This is a genomic window from Mycobacterium sp. DHQP2018-32-09, from assembly GCF_058148405.1.
In genome coordinates, this window is the sequence record NZ_JBYVYK010000019.1 from 33,315 (window position 1) to 47,859 (window position 14,545).

Genomic DNA, 14,545 nt, shown 5'->3' on the forward strand with positions numbered 1-14,545 from the left:
GTGTCGCTACCCGCAGACCCACACCCCTCCCTGGCCGCATACGCCCATCCCGAGCGCCTCGTCACGGCCGACTGGCTGGCAGGCAACATCGGCAGGCCCGGCCTCTCGATCGTCGAGTCCGACGAGGACGTCCTGTTGTACGACACCGGGCACATCCCGGGCGCGGTGAAGATCGACTGGCACGTCGACCTCAACGACCCGCGCGAGCGGGATTACATCGACGGCGCCCGGTTCGCGGAGTTGATGAACCGCAAGGGCATCAAGCGTGACGACACCGTGGTGATCTACGGCGACAAGAGCAACTGGTGGGCCGCCTACGCCCTGTGGGTGTTCACGCTGTTCGGCCACGAGGACGTCCGCCTGCTCGACGGTGGCCGCGATCTCTGGGTGTCCGACGGCCGGGACACCACGCTCGACGTGCCGTCCAAGGAGACCACCGGTTATCCGGTCGTGGAGCGCAACGACGCCGCCATCCGCGCCTTCAAGGACGACGTGCTCGAGGTGCTGGGCACGCAGCCGCTGATCGACGTGCGGTCGCCGCAGGAGTACACCGGTGAGCGCACCCACATGCCGGATTACCCCGAGGAGGGCGCGCTGCGCGGCGGCCACATCCCGACGGCGATCTCGATCCCGTGGGCGAAGGCCGCCGGGGATCATGGCCGGTTCCGGTCGCGGGCCGAACTCGACGAGCTGTACGGCTTCTTGACGCCCGAGGACCGCACGGTGGTGTATTGCCGCATCGGCGAGCGTTCCAGCCACACGTGGTTCGTGTTGACGCACCTGCTGGGGTTGCCGGGCGTGCGCAACTACGACGGCTCTTGGACGGAGTGGGGCAACGCCGTGCGGGTGCCGGTGGCCGTGGGCGAAGAGCCCGGCGCGGCGCCGGGCGCCGAGTGATCCCGGCGGTGACGTCCCGGTGAGCATGCCCCCGGCCCTGGCGGAGGTGGTGTCGGACTTCGCCGACGTCACCGGCCAGGACAAGCTTCAGCTCCTGTTGGAATTCGCCAACGAATTGCCGCCGCTGCCAAGCGATTTGGAAGAAGCGGCGATGGAACCGGTACCGGAGTGCCAGTCTCCGCTGTTCCTGCACGTCGACGCCGACGACCGCGACCACGTGCGGTTGTTCTTCAGTGCGCCCGCCGAAGCGCCGACGACGCGCGGGTTCGCGGCGATCCTCGCCGCGGGGCTGGACGGGTTGCCCGCCGACGAGATCCTGGCGGTGCCCGACGACTTCTATGCGGAGCTGGGGTTGGGCACGCTGATCAGCCCGCTGCGGCTGCGCGGCATGTCGGCGATGCTGGCCCGCATCAAACGCCGCCTGCGCCAGGGATAGTCAGCGCACCGGCACCATCTCCTACCGTCTGCCTGGCGGCGCCGCGGGCAGCGACGGCACCGCGTTGCCTGGCGCCGCCGCGCGCAACACGATGCCATCGACGTCACTGATGGGAGAGTCGGTCGTCAGCGGACTTCCCGCCCCCCTGGGTCCCACCGAGGACTCGGCCACGACCATCCTGGCATCGATGCGGCAGTCCGACTCATTCCCCATGTCGGCCAAACGTCGCGGCCCCCAGAACAATTCGAAGTCTGCCTGCACTCCCCCGCCGGGTAGCGGAGTCTCCTTCGTCGTCACGAAGCACGGGAATATCTCGTAGTCGTTCTCCGGTTCCAAGACGCGAATGCCGGACTCCACGGCAGACCAGCGCCCCGAGCCTCGACATGGCGTAGGCGGCGTCACTGGGCTCGTTGGCCTCCGGGTTGCGGAACTTCCAGGCCTGCGTGGCCCACCACGCCTGTTTCGGAAACGCGAACCCCAGGCCCCCCACCACCAGGCCGATGACGATCATGACGATGCCTGCCCCCATGCTCGAAGAGCCCAGGACCCGCCCCGGTCGCCGGGATGCACCTCTTTCCTACCGGCGGGTAGGGTGCCCGCCTCGCCGGGGCTGGTGTCGCGCCGCATAAACTGCCCGAGTTACATTCTTAAAGACATTTCTTAGAGAATCTGCCGTCAGGAGGCGCCGTGGCCAACCACGCCAGTTCGAAGATCTCCAAGGTGCTCGTAGCCAACCGCGGGGAGATCGCCGTCCGGGTCATCCGGGCAGCGAAGGATGCCGGGCTGGCCAGCGTTGCCGTGTATGCCGATCCAGACGCCGACGCACCGCACGTGCGGCTGGCCGACGAGGCCTTCGCCCTGGGCGGGCAGACCTCGGCCGAGTCCTACCTGGTGTTCGAGAAGCTGCTCGACGCCGCCGCGAAGTCCGGCGCCAACGCCGTGCACCCCGGCTACGGCTTCCTGAGCGAGAACGCCGACTTCGCCCAGGCCGTGCTGGATGCCGGGTTGATCTGGATCGGGCCCAGCCCGCAGTCCATCCGCGACCTCGGTGACAAGGTCACCGCCCGCCATATCGCCGCTCGCGCGCAGGCCCCGCTGGTGCCGGGCACGCCGGATCCGGTCAAGGATGCCGACGAGATCCTGGCGTTCGCCAAGGAGCACGGTCTGCCGATCGCCATCAAGGCCGCGTTCGGTGGTGGCGGTCGCGGCATGAAGGTCGCGCGCACGCTGGAGGAGATCCCCGAGCTGTTCGACTCGGCCACCCGTGAAGCCGTGGCGGCGTTCGGCCGCGGCGAGTGCTTCGTCGAGCGCTACCTGGACAAGCCGCGCCACGTCGAGGCCCAGGTCATCGCCGACACCCACGGCAACGTCGTCGTCGCGGGCACGCGCGACTGCTCGCTGCAGCGCCGCTTCCAGAAGCTCGTCGAGGAGGCCCCGGCCCCCTTCCTGACCGACGCGCAGCGCAAGGAGATCCACGAGTCCGCCAAGCGCATCTGCAAGGAGGCCGGCTACTACGGTGCCGGCACCGTGGAGTACTTGGTGGGCCAGGACGGGCTGATCAGCTTCCTGGAGGTCAACACCCGCCTGCAGGTGGAACACCCGGTCACCGAGGAGACCTCGGGCATCGACCTGGTGCTGCAGCAGTTCAAGATCGCCAACGGCGAGCCGCTGGACATCACCGAGGACCCGACGCCGCGCGGCCACTCCTTCGAGTTCCGCATCAACGGCGAGGACGCCGGCCGCGGCTTCCTGCCCGCCCCCGGCCCGGTCACGAAGTTCGAGCCGCCCACCGGCCCGGGTGTGCGCATGGACTCGGGCGTGGAGTCCGGTTCGGTCATCGGCGGCCAGTTCGACTCGATGCTGGCCAAGCTCATCGTCTCCGGCGCCACGCGCGAGGAGGCGCTGGCCCGTAGCCGACGCGCGCTCGCCGAGTTCAACGTCGAGGGTCTGGCCACCGTCATCCCGTTCCACCGCGCCGTGACCGCCGACCCGGCGTTCATCGGCGACGGCGAGAAGTTCGACGTGCACACCCGCTGGATCGAGACGGAGTGGAACAACACCGTCGAGCCCTTCACCGGCGGCGAGGCGATCGAGGACGAGGACAACCTGCCCCGGCAGAAGGTCGTCGTCGAGGTCGGCGGACGCCGCGTCGAGGTGTCGCTGCCCGGCGACCTCGCCCTCGGCGGCGGCGCGGCCCCGGCACCCGGCGGCGTGATCCGCAAGAAGCCCAAGCCCCGCAAGCGCGGCGCAACGGGCGGTGCCGCCGCCTCGGGCGACTCGGTCACCGCGCCCATGCAGGGCACCGTGGTCAAGGTCGCCGTCGAGGAGGGCCAGACCGTGTCGGCGGGCGAACTCGTGGTGGTGCTCGAGGCCATGAAGATGGAGAACCCGGTCACCGCGCACAAGGACGGCATCATCACCGGTCTCGCGGTCGCTCCGGGCGCTGCGGTCACGCAGGGCACCGTGCTCGCCGAGATCAAGGACTAGTACCACACCCGAGACTGCGGCCCGGATCGCGACGAGCTTCAATTCGCCGATCTGGCCGCAGTTTCGGCGTTTCGGGGCTCGTGAGACGCTGGGCGCGTGGAACCCGTCGAAATCAACAACGGCCAGTGGTATCTGCGTGGGCTGCGCTACGACGATCGCATCGACGACCGACCCGCACTCGCCGATCTGGGCGAGACGGACCTGGCCTACGTCGAGGACGCCGAGGACGGCTGGGCCGACGGCACCCGCTACACGTGGGCGGTGTGCGAGCCGACCACCGGCGAGCTGATGGCCGAGGTCATCCTGGATCCGGTGAGCGGGTTCCTGCAGAGCCGGTCACGGCCGGGGTTCGAGGACGCGGGCGCCATCTCCGAGGACACCGTGCGCCGGTGGGCGTTGGCCGTGCTGGGACTGGAGGTGCACACGTGAGCGTCCCCAGGACGGTGACGGTGACCGGCGCCGCCGGCCAGATCGGCTACGCCGCCCTGTTCCGCATCGGGGCCGGCGCGCTGCTGGGCCGCTCGGTCCCCATCCGGTTGCGGCTCCTGGAGCTGCCTGGAGCGCTGCGAGCCGCCGAGGGCGTGGTGATGGAACTCGTGGACAGCGCCTTCGACCTGTTGGTCGACGTCGAGATCCACGACGATCCGGTACGCGCCTTCGACGGCGTCGACGTGGCGCTGCTGGTGGGCGCCAAGCCGCGAACCAAGGGCATGGAGCGCGCCGACCTGTTGGCGACCAACGCCGAGACCTTCGCCGCCGCGGGGGCGGCGCTCAATCGGGGTGCGGCCGACGACGTCCGCGTGGTCGTGGTGGGCAACCCCGCCAACACCAACGCCGCGGTGGCGTCGGCCCACGCACCGGACATCCCGCGGGAGCGATTCACGGCGCTCACCCGGCTCGACCACAATCGTGCGGTGGCGGCCCTGGCCGCGCACGCCGGCGTGCACGTCACCGACGTCTCGCGAGTGACCGTGTGGGGCAACCATTCTCCGACGATGTACCCCGACGTCTTCCATGCGGTGGTCGGCGGACGGCCGGGTGCGGACATCGCGGCGGACACGCAGTGGTTGACCAACGACTTCATCCCCACCGTGGCCGGGCGCGGAACGGCGATCATCAACGCCCGCGGCACGTCGTCGGCGGCGTCGGCGGCCAACGCCGCCATCGACCACGTGCGCGACTGGGTGGACGGCACCGAGCCGGCCGACTGGACGTCGGTCGCCCTGCCCTCCCCCGGCGTGTACGGCATTCCCGAGGGAGTCGTGACGTCGTTGCCCGTGCGGGCGGTCGACGGCGCCTGGCAGGTCGTCGAGGGCTTGGAGATCAACGAGTTCTCCCGCCGGCGCATCGACGCCTCGGTCGCCGAACTGCTCGACGAGCGCTCCGCGGTCGCCGCGCTGGGTCTGCTCTAGTCAAGTCGGTCGTGGTCGGCGCCGGTCGCCAGGTCGCCGCACTCGACGGTCACCACGTCGTCGCGTCCCGCCAGGTAGGCGCGCGCTCCGTGGTCGCCGGTCAACGCCGTCAGCAGGTCCGGCACGTGGGTGCGGTACAGCACCACCGGGTGCCCCGGGGCGCCGCCGTAGGTCGCGCGCGCCAGCCCGGTCTCCCCCGCGGCCGCCACGACGCGCCGCACCACGTCGGCGCCGATGTCGGGGGTGTCGATCAGGCGGATCGCCACGATCTCGGCGGTGGCCACGGCCGCCAGGCCGGCCCGCAGCGACGCCCCCGCGCCGGTGCGCCAGTCCGCCGCGACCACGGCACGGGCGGGTTCGGGAACGTCCACGACGGCGGCACCGAGCACCACCACGACGTCGTCGCACCCACCCGCCGCCAACGAGTCGACGGCCAGTTGGAGCCAACGGCCTTCGTGGGCAAGCACTTTCGGCATGCCGAAGCGGCTGCCCGCCCCGGCCGCCAGCACGACGCCTGCGGTGGTCACTCCATTTGGTCGCGCAGCTGGGCCAGCGACTTCGCCAGCAGCCGCGACACGTGCATCTGCGAGATGCCGACGCGCTCGGCGATCTGCGTCTGGGTCAGCGACTCGAAGAACCGCAGCACCAGCACGGTGCGCTCGCGCTCGGGCAACGACTCCAGCAGCGGCCGCAGCGCCTCGCGATTCTCGATGCGGTCGAGGTTGGCGTCCATGTCGCCGAGCGTGTCGGCGATGGCGGGCGCCTCCTCGGAGCCGCTGCCGCCACCGTCGATCGACATCGTGTTGTACGAGCTTCCCGCGACGAGGCCCTCGACCACTTCCTCGCGGTCCATCTCGAGTTCGGCGGCCAGTTCGGTGGGCGTGGGCGCCCTGCCGAGGCGCTGTGACATCTCCGCCGTCGCCGCACCGAGCCGCAGGTGCAGTTCCTTGAGCCGTCGCGGCACCTTGACCGACCAGCTGTTGTCCCGGAAGTGCCTGCGCACCTCGCCCATGATGGTCGGCACGGCGAACGACACGAAGTCCGAGCCCGCGTCGACGTTGAAGCGGATGACGGCGTTGACCAGACCGACGCGAGCGACCTGCACCAGGTCGTCACGCGGCTCCCCGCGACCATCGAAGCGGCGGGCGATGTGGTCGGCCAGCGGCAGGCAGCGTTCGACGATGCGGTCACGCTGTCGGGTGAATCCGCTCGAGCCGGGCTCGAGCGTGGCGAGTTCGCGGAACATGCCGATGACGTCCGCGTACTCCGAGTTCGAACGCGAACCCTGGGAGGACGACGTCGTCACCGCAGAGAACTCACACGTCTCGTCGACATCGAGATGCCGACGATCTGGCCGCCGTCCGGCCCGGACCCGTCGGAGTACGTCTTGAGGTCGTCGGTCAACGAACTGAGCACGTGCCAGCTGAAGCTGCCGGGTTCCATGATGTCGGGCGTCGAGCATGCCGTGGACGCGTCGATCACGAGGTCGTCCATCGTGGGGCAGACCGCCACGACCAGCGTGGCACCGGGCACCGCGGACCGGATCAGCCGGGTACACGCTTCGTCCACCGCGAGTCGCAGGTCCGACACCGTGTCGGAATCCAGGTCCTCGAACGTGCCCACCGCGGCGACCAGGGTGCGCACGATGGCCAGGTTCTCCAACTTGGCGGCTACCCGGAACTCGACCTTGTCGTCCACCTCTGTCACGCGCCCTCCTGCCGATCTCCACGCGAGACTACCCTCGGCGGAACTCCAGCTAACCATGAACTCTCCCGTAATCCGCTGGTGGGGGCGGGTGCCACCCACCAGCAAAGCGTGTGCATGCGCTCGACCGTCACCGGGTCCGTGCCGCCCGTGACAGCCCGCCGCCCGGCGACGGGTGGACCCTCGCCCGGCAGGCGGGTGCGCCGCGAGCGAGTGGTTGCCCGCCGCAGTCACCTTCAAACCCACGGCGGACCGGTCGTTGCCGTCGCCGCCGACGGCCCCGGCCAGCCACGTGGAACGTGTTGCCGTACCTCGTGATTCGCGTGACAATCGGCCGCTGACCTGGGAGGCGCGTTTGGTCGCGATCACGATCGGGCATGTCTGCACCACGTACACACCCCGTCCGGTGCCCGCACCGTCCGGCATCCACAGCGAAGGAGTCAACCGTGGCTGACAGCAACAGTGGTCCTGCAGAGGCCGTCAAGGGCGTCGTCGAGGACGTCAAGGGCAAGGCCAAGGAGGTCGTCGGCACCGTGACCGGCCGCGACGAACTCATCGACGAGGGCAAGGCCCAGCAGGACAAGGCCGAAGCGCAGCGCGACGCCGCCAAGAAGGAGGCCGAGGCCGAGGCCGCGCGTGCAGGCGCCGCTGCCGCCGAGAAGCGTCAGGAAGCCCACCAGCAGCGCGGCTGATCAGCGTCACTCCCCGGACCCGGTCGGATTCCCAGATCCGGCCGGGTCCGCTGGTGTCTGGCCCACGCGCATGTGGGCGGTCAGCAGCAGTTGGTCGTAGGCGGAGCGCTCCGGGAGGTGTTCGTCGTAGCGCAGCGCCAGGAAGTCCGCCACGAGTCGCTCGGCGAATTCCCGCAGCTTCACGTTGGTCTCCTGGGAGCGCCACCTGAGCAGTTCGAAGGCGGAGTCCGCCGAGATGCGATAGACCAGCATCAGCATGCCCTTCGCCTGCTCGATTCCGCTGCGGGCCTGCGCGATCCCGGCCACCGCCTGATGGACGCTGGACTCGCGCCGGGCGGTGTCCCGCTCGCCGTCGGACTCCGCCTGCTCCGTCCCGGTCGGCGTCACGTCGACGTAGAAACCGTCGGTGCCGACCACCTCGCCGTGCGCGTCGACCAACTGCTTGCCCACCACGACGACGTGGTGGATGGCGCCCGTGGTGTCGATGATTCGGTGCCGCGTGCTGAAAGCTCCGGAGGTGCGCCGGATTTCGTCGAGCGTCGCGGCCACCTGCCCGTAGTCGTCGGGGTGTTTGTGCGACAGCACCAGCTCGGTGGTCGGTTCCGCGGTCCCCGGCTCGTAGCCGTGCATCCGCTCCACTTGCGCCGACCATTCCCACCGTTCGTCGGCGAAGAAGAATCGGAACCACCCGACGCGTTGCGGCTGCCCGCCGGCAAGCGCTCGTTCGACGGGCGGCGACTCGGTCATGGGTGCAGATTAGGTGGTCGCACGGGTCACCGGTGACGAGTCGGCCGTGACGCGTTGGCGACGGGGCCTGCGACGGGGGCCGGCATGTCCGGGGCCTGGCCTAGCATCCGCGTCGTGATCGGTGGCCGGGTGACGTGATGGCGCTGGTGTTCGTGGTGTCCGTGGCGGTGGCGGCCGCGGTGGTCGCCCACCTGGCGGGGGCGGGCCCGTGGCTCAGCCTCGCCGTCGGCGCGCTGGCACCCGCCGTGGTGGCCGCGCTGCCGCGATTCATCGCAGGCCTCGTGCGGGGTCTCGGGACCGCCGCGGCGCGCGAACATCCGGCCGCGGGGATGGTGGCGATGTCGGGCACCGAGTTCGAGGACCACGTCGCGCGCGTCGCGCGCACGTGCGGTGTGCCCGTCATCATGACGTCGCTGTCGGGCGACTGGGGGGTCGACGTCATCGTGGGCACCCGGCCACACCGGCTCGCCATCCAGTGCAAGCGGCAGTCACGTCCGGTGGGTGCGGGCGCCGTGCAGGAGGTGGTGGCCGGCGCCCCGATGCAGGACTGCACGCAGACGATGGTCGTCACCAACCACCAGTTCACCCCCGCCGCGCGGCGGCTCGCCGAGCGTCACGGGTGCGTGCTGGTGGGTGGCGACGACCTGCCGCGGCTGGCGTCGACCATCCGGTCCCTGACGGTCAGACCGCCGGGGTGAGGTCGGCGAGCACCGCGGCGACGGCGTCGACGGCGGCGTCGAGTTCGGCCCTCGTCACCGTCAGCGCCGGCCGGAACCGCACGCTGTCGGGCCCGCTGGCGAGCATGATGACGCGCGCGTCCCACAGTCGCCGGATCAGCTCGTCGCGCAGCGCTGCGGTCGGCATGCCGAAGGCGCACATCAGGCCCCGTCCACGGGGGGCGAGCACCAGCTCGGGATGGTCGGCGGCCAGCTCCGTGAGCCGGCGCAGCAGGTGTGCGCCGAGATCGGCGGCGCGCGCCAGCAGGTCGTCCTCCTCGATGACCTCGAGGATGCGGCGAGCGCGCACCATGTCGGCGAGGTTGCCACCCCAGGTCGAGTTGATCCGCGAGCTGACGGCGAACACGTTGTCGGCCACCTCGTCGACGCGGCCGCCTGCCATCACGCCGCACACCTGCGTCTTCTTGCCGAAGGCCACCACGTCGGGGGTCACGCCGAGCTGCTGGTAGGCCCAGGCGGTGCCGGTGATGCCGCAGCCGGTCTGCACCTCGTCGAAGATGAGCAGGGCGTCGAACTCGTCGCACAGTGCGCGCATGGCGGCGAAGAACTCGGGCCGCAGGTGCCGGTCGCCGCCCTCGCCCTGGATGGGCTCGGCGATGAAGCAGGCGACGTCGTGCGGGTTGGCCTCGAATGCCGCGCGCGCCTGGCGCAGGCTCTCGGCCTCCAGCGCGGCCATGTCGGCGCCCGGACGCACGTAGGGCGCGTCGATGCGGGGCCAGTCGAACTTGGGGAACCGGGCCACCTTGTTGGGGTCGGTGTTGGTCAGCGACATGGTGTAGCCGCTGCGGCCGTGGAACGCGCCGCGCAGGTGCAGCACCTTGGTGCCCAGTTCCGGGCTCAGCCCGAGGGATTCGTTGCGGCGGCTCTTCCAGTCGAACGCCACCTTGAGCGCGTTCTCCACCGCCAACGCGCCGCCGTCGACAAAGAACAGGTGCGGCAGCGCGGGATCACCGAGCACGCGCCGGAACGCGTCGACGAATCGGGCCATGGGCACGCTGTAGACGTCGGAGTTGCTGGGCTTGTTGAGTGCGGCGGCCGCCAGTTCGGCGCGGAACTGGGTGTCCTCGGCCAGCCGCGGGTGGTTCATCCCGAGCGCCGAGGACGCGAAGAACGTGAACATGTCGAGGTAGGCGTCGCCGGTGCGTGCGTCGACCAGATGCGATCCCCGGGAGTTCTCGACGTCGAGGACGAGGTCGAAACCGTCGGTCAGGATGCTGCGACGCAGCACGTCGTGCACGTCGTCGGGCGTTACGGCACGGGCAGGCAGGACAGCGGTCATGCCGCGATCCTAACGCAATATTTACGGCCTATCGACCCATCTGCCGTATCTTTTACGGCACGACGTCGCGTCCCTCGTAAAAAGTTTGTAGGATGATCGTGCTTCGGGTGCGGACGTTGGCCGCGGTACGGATCTGCTGGAGCAGGTCCTCCAGGGCACGTGCAGTCGGGACGCGAACCAGCAGCACGTAGCTCTCCTCGCCCGCCACGGAGTGGCACGACTCGATCGCCTCGAGGTGTTCGAGTCGCGCCGGCGCATCGTCGGGTTGGCTCGGATCGAGAGGTGAGATGGCAACGAAGGCCGACAGCATGTTGCCGACCGCTTCGGGATCGATCCTCGCCCGGTATCCCGTGACCACGCCGCGGGCCTCCAGCCTGCGCACCCGCGACTGCACTGCCGACACCGACAGCCCCGCACCGGCGGCCAACTGCGCCAACGTGGCCCGCCCGTCGGCCACCAGCGCTCGCACCAGCAGGCGGTCGATGTCGTCGAGATCGTCGGCGGCCGTCATGGCCGCAGACATTAGTGCCTGAGCGTCCCCGAAACCCCGTTCCCCAGCAGCACGTCCCCCAGAAAGCGGCACGATGACCACCATGCACGACGACATTCGCTCCACCGCGCAGTCCGACGCGGCCCTCCCGACCGCCGACGCGCTGCGCGACCGGGCCCGCACGGCGCTGCACGCGATCGGCGCCGACGTCCCGCTCGGCGAGCCCGGTGCAGACGGTCTGCCCGCGAGCACGCCGATCACGGGCGACGTGCTGTTCTCCGTCGCCGAGGCGGACGCCGACGACGTCGACGCCGCCGTCGCGGCCGCGGCCGAGGCGTTCCGGGCCTGGCGCGTCACCCCCGCACCGGTGCGCGGCGCGCTGGTCGCCCGCCTGGGTGAGCTGCTGGTGGAGCACAAGGCCGAGCTGGCGACCCTGGTGAGCATCGAAGCGGGCAAGATCACCTCCGAGGCCCTCGGCGAGGTGCAGGAGATGATCGACGTCTGCCAGTTCGCGGTGGGGCTGTCGCGCCAGCTGTACGGCAAGACGATCGCCTCCGAGCGTCCCGGCCACCGGCTAATGGAGACGTGGCATCCCGTCGGCGTCGTCGGTGTCATCACGGCATTCAACTTCCCGGTCGCCGTGTGGTCGTGGAACACGGCCATCGCGTTGGTCTGCGGGGACACCGTCGTGTGGAAGCCATCCGAACTGACCCCCTTGACCGCCATCGCCTGCCAGGCGCTGATCGCGCGCGCGGCCGCCGACTGCGGTGCGCCCGCCGACGTCAGCCGCCTCGTCCTGGGCGGGCGCGGCATCGGCGAGCAACTGGTCGACGATCCCCGGGTGGCGCTGCTCAGCGCCACCGGCTCGGTGCGGATGGGCCGCGAGATCGGCCCGCGCGTAGCGGCCCGCTTCGGCAAGGTGCTGCTGGAGTTGGGTGGCAACAACGCCGCCATCGTCACGCCGTCGGCCGATCTCGACCTGGCCGTGCGCGGCATCGTGTTCTCCGCCGCAGGCACGGCCGGGCAGCGCTGCACGACGCTGCGCCGCGTGATCGCCCACCGGTCGGTGGTCGACACGCTCGTCGAGCGCATCACCAAGGCCTACGAGAGCCTGCCCGTCGGCGATCCGGCCGCCGACGGCACCCTGGTCGGTCCGCTGATCCACGAGCGCGCCCACCGCGACATGGTCGACGCGCTGGAGCGCGCCGCCGCCGACGGCGGCGAGGTGGTCGGCGGCCAACGCTGCGCCGTCGGCGGTGACCGGGGCGAGGGCGCCTTCTACGTGCGGCCCGCCGTGGTGCGCATGCCCGGCCAGACCGCCGTGGTCCACGACGAGACGTTCGCACCCATCCTCTACGTGCTCACCTACGACGATCTCGAGGACGCGATCGAGATGAACAACGCGGTGCCACAAGGCCTGTCGTCGGCGATCTTCACGACCGACGTCCGCGAGGCCGAGCGGTTCATGGCGGCCGACGGCTCCGACTGCGGCATCGCGAACGTCAACATCGGCACCTCGGGCGCGGAGATCGGCGGCGCCTTCGGCGGGGAGAAGCAGACCGGCGGCGGGCGGGAGTCGGGCTCCGATTCGTGGAAGGCGTACATGCGTCGCGCCACGAACACCGTCAACTACTCCTCCGAGCTGCCGTTGGCTCAGGGCGTGCGCTTCGGCTGAGCCGACGATTCGTAAGATGTCGGCGTGAGCGAGCAGGTCGAGCAGAGGGAATTCCAGGCCGAGGCCCGTCAGCTGTTGCAGTTGATGGTGCACTCCATCTACTCCAACAAGGATTCGTTCCTTCGTGAGTTGATCTCGAACGCGTCCGACGCGTTGGACAAGTTGCGGCTCGAGGCGTTCCGCGACAAGGACCTCGACGTCGACACCTCGGATCTGCACGTGCAACTCGAGGTCGGCTCCAGCGGTGAGGGCCCCGATGCGGTGCGCACGCTGACGGTGCGCGACAACGGCATCGGCATGACCCGCGACGAGGTGGTCGACCTGATCGGCACGCTCGCCAGGTCCGGCACCGGCGAGCTGCGTCGCAAGCTCAGCGAGGCCAAGCAGCAGGGCGAGGCCGACGACCTCATCGGCCAGTTCGGCATCGGGTTCTACTCGACGTTCATGGTGGCCGACACGGTGACGCTGGTGACGCGGAAGGCCGGCGAGTCGACGGGCACGCGGTGGGAGTCCACCGGCGACGGCACCTACACCATCGGCAGCGTCGCCGACGCGCCGCAGGGCACGTCGGTGACGCTGCACCTCAAGCCGGCCGACGCCGACGACGCGCTGGGCGACTACACGTCGCCGTGGAAGCTGCGCGAGCTGGTGAAGAAGTACTCCGACTTCATCTCCTGGCCCATCCGCATGGACGTGGAGAAGCCGGTGCCGCCCGCCGAGAAGAGCGGCGAGAACGGGGACGAGGATGGGGAGCCGACCGTCACGGTGGAGACCGAGACGCTGAACTCCCGGACCGCGCTGTGGGCCAAGCCCAAGAGCGAGGTGTCCGCGGAGGAGTACTCGCAGTTCTACAAGCACGTCGCCCACGCCTGGGACGAGCCCCTCGAGGTCATCGCCATGAAGGCCGAGGGCACGTTCGAATACCAGGCGCTGCTGTTCATTCCGTCGCAGGCACCGTTCGACCTGTTCAACCGCGACAGCCGCGTCGGCGTGCAGCTGTACGTCAAGCGCGTGTTCATCATGGGCGACTGCGACGAGCTGATGCCGGAGTACCTGCGGTTCGTCAAGGGCGTCGTCGACGCACAGGACATGTCGCTCAACGTGTCTCGCGAGATCCTGCAGCAGGACCGCCAGATCAAGGTGATCCGCCGCAGCCTCACCAAGAAGGTGCTGGCGGCGATCTCCGATCTGCAGACCAACCGGCCGCAGGACTACACCACGTTCTGGACGCAGTTCGGCCGGGTCCTCAAGGAGGGCCTGCTCTCCGACACCGACAACCGCGAGACGCTGCTGCGGGTGTCGTCGTTCGCGTCGACTGCCGGCGACGAGCCGACGACGCTGGCCGATTACGTCGGCCGGATGAAGGACGGGCAGGAGCAGATCTACTACGCGACCGGCGAGTCGCGGCAGCTGCTGGAGCGCTCCCCGCATCTGGAGGCGTTCAAGGCCAAGGGTTTCGAGGTGCTGCTGCTCACCGACCCCGTCGACGAGGTGTGGGTGGAGCAGGTCGGTGAGTTCGACTCCCACGCACTGCAGTCGGTCGCCAAGGGCGAGGTGGATCTCGGCTCGGCCGACGAGCAGGCCGACGACGCCCAGCGCGAGGAGTTCGCGGCGCTGCTGTCCTGGTTGCAGGAGACGCTCGACGAGCACGTCAAGGAGGTGCGCCTGTCGACGCGACTGACGTCGTCGCCCGCGTGCCTCATCACCGACACCTTCGGCATCACACCGCAGCTGGCGCGCATGTACCGCGCGTCGGGCCAGGACGTCCCCGTCGGCAAGCGCACGCTGGAGATCAACCCCGACCATCCCCTGGTCACCGGGCTGCGCCGGGCACTGGCCGAGTCACCGGAGTCTGCCGAGCTGCCCGAGACCGCCGAGCTGCTCTACGGTGCCGCGCTGCTGGCCGAGGGGGGCGCGCTCGACGACCCGGCGCGGTTCGCCACGCTGCTCGCCGACCGGCTGGCCAAGACGGTCTAGGGCGGCCACCCG

The 14,545-nt window shown here is 70.0% G+C and carries 17 protein-coding genes; 9 read left to right on the forward strand and 8 right to left on the reverse strand.

The features are described 5' to 3' along the window. Both AC30CM_RS11515 and AC30CM_RS11520 read left to right on the forward strand, forming a co-directional pair. Positions 1-897 (forward strand): sulfurtransferase, encoded by an 897-nt coding sequence (locus tag AC30CM_RS11515; RefSeq protein WP_490117001.1) that lies wholly within the window; start codon positions 1-3, stop codon positions 895-897. A gap of 25 nt (positions 898-922) precedes the next feature. Further along, positions 923-1,333, forward strand: a complete 411-nt coding sequence (locus tag AC30CM_RS11520; RefSeq protein WP_490117056.1) for a SufE family protein — start codon at positions 923-925, stop codon at positions 1,331-1,333. A 21-nt stretch (positions 1,334-1,354) separates the two neighbouring features. On the opposite strand, the gene AC30CM_RS11525 is transcribed toward AC30CM_RS11520, so the two are convergent. Together AC30CM_RS11525 and AC30CM_RS11530 are read right to left on the reverse strand one after the other, a co-directional pair. After that, positions 1,355-1,546, reverse strand: coding sequence for a hypothetical protein (locus AC30CM_RS11525; RefSeq protein WP_490117061.1), 192 nt, complete (start codon positions 1,544-1,546; stop codon positions 1,355-1,357). Beyond that, on the reverse strand, positions 1,536-1,862 hold the full coding sequence (locus tag AC30CM_RS11530; protein WP_490117002.1) for a DUF6199 family natural product biosynthesis protein: 327 nt from the start codon (positions 1,860-1,862) through the stop codon (positions 1,536-1,538). Before AC30CM_RS11530 ends, AC30CM_RS11525 begins: the two co-directional genes overlap by 11 nt. 158 nt (positions 1,863-2,020) lie before the next feature. Here AC30CM_RS11530 and AC30CM_RS11535 point away from each other — a divergent pair, with 158 nt between their 5' ends. The 3 genes from AC30CM_RS11535 (at position 2,021) to AC30CM_RS11545 (ending at position 5,232) form a co-directional block, all read left to right on the forward strand. Further along, entirely contained in the window at positions 2,021-3,820 is a 1,800-nt protein-coding gene (locus AC30CM_RS11535) for an acetyl/propionyl/methylcrotonyl-CoA carboxylase subunit alpha (RefSeq protein ID WP_490117003.1), read from the forward strand. A 96-nt stretch (positions 3,821-3,916) separates the two neighbouring features. Then, positions 3,917-4,249, forward strand: a complete 333-nt coding sequence (locus AC30CM_RS11540) for a hypothetical protein (protein WP_490117004.1) — start codon at positions 3,917-3,919, stop codon at positions 4,247-4,249. Next, positions 4,246-5,232: a malate dehydrogenase gene (locus AC30CM_RS11545; protein ID WP_490117005.1), complete on the forward strand. Its 987-nt coding sequence runs from the start codon at positions 4,246-4,248 to the stop codon at positions 5,230-5,232. Before AC30CM_RS11540 ends, AC30CM_RS11545 begins: the two co-directional genes overlap by 4 nt. Here the strand turns inward: AC30CM_RS11545 and AC30CM_RS11550 are convergent. From AC30CM_RS11550 to AC30CM_RS11560, 3 genes are read right to left on the reverse strand one after another with little or no spacing between them, the layout of a single operon-like run. Continuing rightward, positions 5,229-5,759, reverse strand: a complete 531-nt coding sequence (locus AC30CM_RS11550; protein ID WP_490117006.1) for a nucleotidyltransferase family protein — start codon at positions 5,757-5,759, stop codon at positions 5,229-5,231. The genes AC30CM_RS11545 and AC30CM_RS11550 overlap by 4 nt on opposite strands. Beyond that, positions 5,756-6,478, reverse strand: coding sequence for an RNA polymerase sigma factor SigF (locus AC30CM_RS11555; protein WP_490117057.1), 723 nt, complete (start codon positions 6,476-6,478; stop codon positions 5,756-5,758). The genes AC30CM_RS11550 and AC30CM_RS11555 overlap by 4 nt, the downstream gene beginning before the upstream one ends. A gap of 56 nt (positions 6,479-6,534) precedes the next feature. Beyond that, positions 6,535-6,939, reverse strand: a complete 405-nt coding sequence (locus AC30CM_RS11560) for an ATP-binding protein (protein WP_490117007.1) — start codon at positions 6,937-6,939, stop codon at positions 6,535-6,537. A gap of 443 nt (positions 6,940-7,382) precedes the next feature. Here AC30CM_RS11560 and mbp1 point away from each other — a divergent pair, with 443 nt between their 5' ends. Continuing rightward, positions 7,383-7,628 (forward strand): microaggregate-binding protein 1, encoded by a 246-nt coding sequence (gene mbp1, locus AC30CM_RS11565; RefSeq protein WP_490117008.1) that lies wholly within the window; start codon positions 7,383-7,385, stop codon positions 7,626-7,628. 6 nt (positions 7,629-7,634) lie between these two features. On the opposite strand, the gene AC30CM_RS11570 is transcribed toward mbp1, so the two are convergent. After that, positions 7,635-8,375, reverse strand: a complete 741-nt coding sequence (locus AC30CM_RS11570; RefSeq protein ID WP_490117009.1) for a PAS and ANTAR domain-containing protein — start codon at positions 8,373-8,375, stop codon at positions 7,635-7,637. Between the two features lie 137 nt (positions 8,376-8,512). Here AC30CM_RS11570 and AC30CM_RS11575 point away from each other — a divergent pair, with 137 nt between their 5' ends. Then, a complete protein-coding gene (locus AC30CM_RS11575; RefSeq protein WP_490117010.1) occupies positions 8,513-9,073 on the forward strand; it encodes a restriction endonuclease in 561 nt (186 codons plus the stop codon). On the opposite strand, the gene lat is transcribed toward AC30CM_RS11575, so the two are convergent. Then, on the reverse strand, positions 9,057-10,391 hold the full coding sequence (gene lat, locus AC30CM_RS11580; RefSeq protein WP_490117011.1) for an L-lysine 6-transaminase: 1,335 nt from the start codon (positions 10,389-10,391) through the stop codon (positions 9,057-9,059). The two genes, AC30CM_RS11575 and lat, sit on opposite strands and share 17 nt — an antisense overlap. A 52-nt stretch (positions 10,392-10,443) precedes the next feature. Beyond that, positions 10,444-10,902, reverse strand: a complete 459-nt coding sequence (locus AC30CM_RS11585) for an Lrp/AsnC family transcriptional regulator (RefSeq protein ID WP_490117012.1) — start codon at positions 10,900-10,902, stop codon at positions 10,444-10,446. An 82-nt stretch (positions 10,903-10,984) separates the two neighbouring features. On the opposite strand from AC30CM_RS11585, the gene amaB reads away from it, so the two are divergent. Together amaB and htpG are read left to right on the forward strand one after the other, a co-directional pair. Then, complete coding sequence (gene amaB / locus AC30CM_RS11590; protein ID WP_490117013.1) at positions 10,985-12,556, forward strand: L-piperidine-6-carboxylate dehydrogenase; 1,572 nt, start codon at positions 10,985-10,987, stop codon at positions 12,554-12,556. A gap of 24 nt (positions 12,557-12,580) precedes the next feature. Further along, positions 12,581-14,533, forward strand: coding sequence for a molecular chaperone HtpG (htpG, locus tag AC30CM_RS11595; protein WP_490117014.1), 1,953 nt, complete (start codon positions 12,581-12,583; stop codon positions 14,531-14,533). Positions 14,534-14,545 lie beyond the last annotated feature (12 nt).

What these genes read in the sequence shown, in the direction of transcription:
- AC30CM_RS11520 (WP_490117056.1), top strand. Translation starts at nt 923, where the DNA reads ATGCCCCCGGCCCTGGCGGAGGTGGTGTCGGACTTCGCCGACGTCACC.
- AC30CM_RS11525 (WP_490117061.1), bottom strand. Translation starts at nt 1,546, where the DNA reads ATGGGGAATGAGTCGGACTGCCGCATCGATGCCAGGATGGTCGTGGCC.
- AC30CM_RS11530 (WP_490117002.1), bottom strand. Translation starts at nt 1,862, where the DNA reads ATGGGGGCAGGCATCGTCATGATCGTCATCGGCCTGGTGGTGGGGGGC.
- AC30CM_RS11555 (WP_490117057.1), bottom strand. Translation starts at nt 6,478, where the DNA reads ATGTTCCGCGAACTCGCCACGCTCGAGCCCGGCTCGAGCGGATTCACC.
- AC30CM_RS11570 (WP_490117009.1), bottom strand. Translation starts at nt 8,375, where the DNA reads ATGACCGAGTCGCCGCCCGTCGAACGAGCGCTTGCCGGCGGGCAGCCG.
- AC30CM_RS11575 (WP_490117010.1), top strand. Translation starts at nt 8,513, where the DNA reads ATGGCGCTGGTGTTCGTGGTGTCCGTGGCGGTGGCGGCCGCGGTGGTC.
- lat (WP_490117011.1), bottom strand. Translation starts at nt 10,391, where the DNA reads ATGACCGCTGTCCTGCCTGCCCGTGCCGTAACGCCCGACGACGTGCAC.
- AC30CM_RS11585 (WP_490117012.1), bottom strand. Translation starts at nt 10,902, where the DNA reads ATGACGGCCGCCGACGATCTCGACGACATCGACCGCCTGCTGGTGCGA.
- amaB (WP_490117013.1), top strand. Translation starts at nt 10,985, where the DNA reads ATGCACGACGACATTCGCTCCACCGCGCAGTCCGACGCGGCCCTCCCG.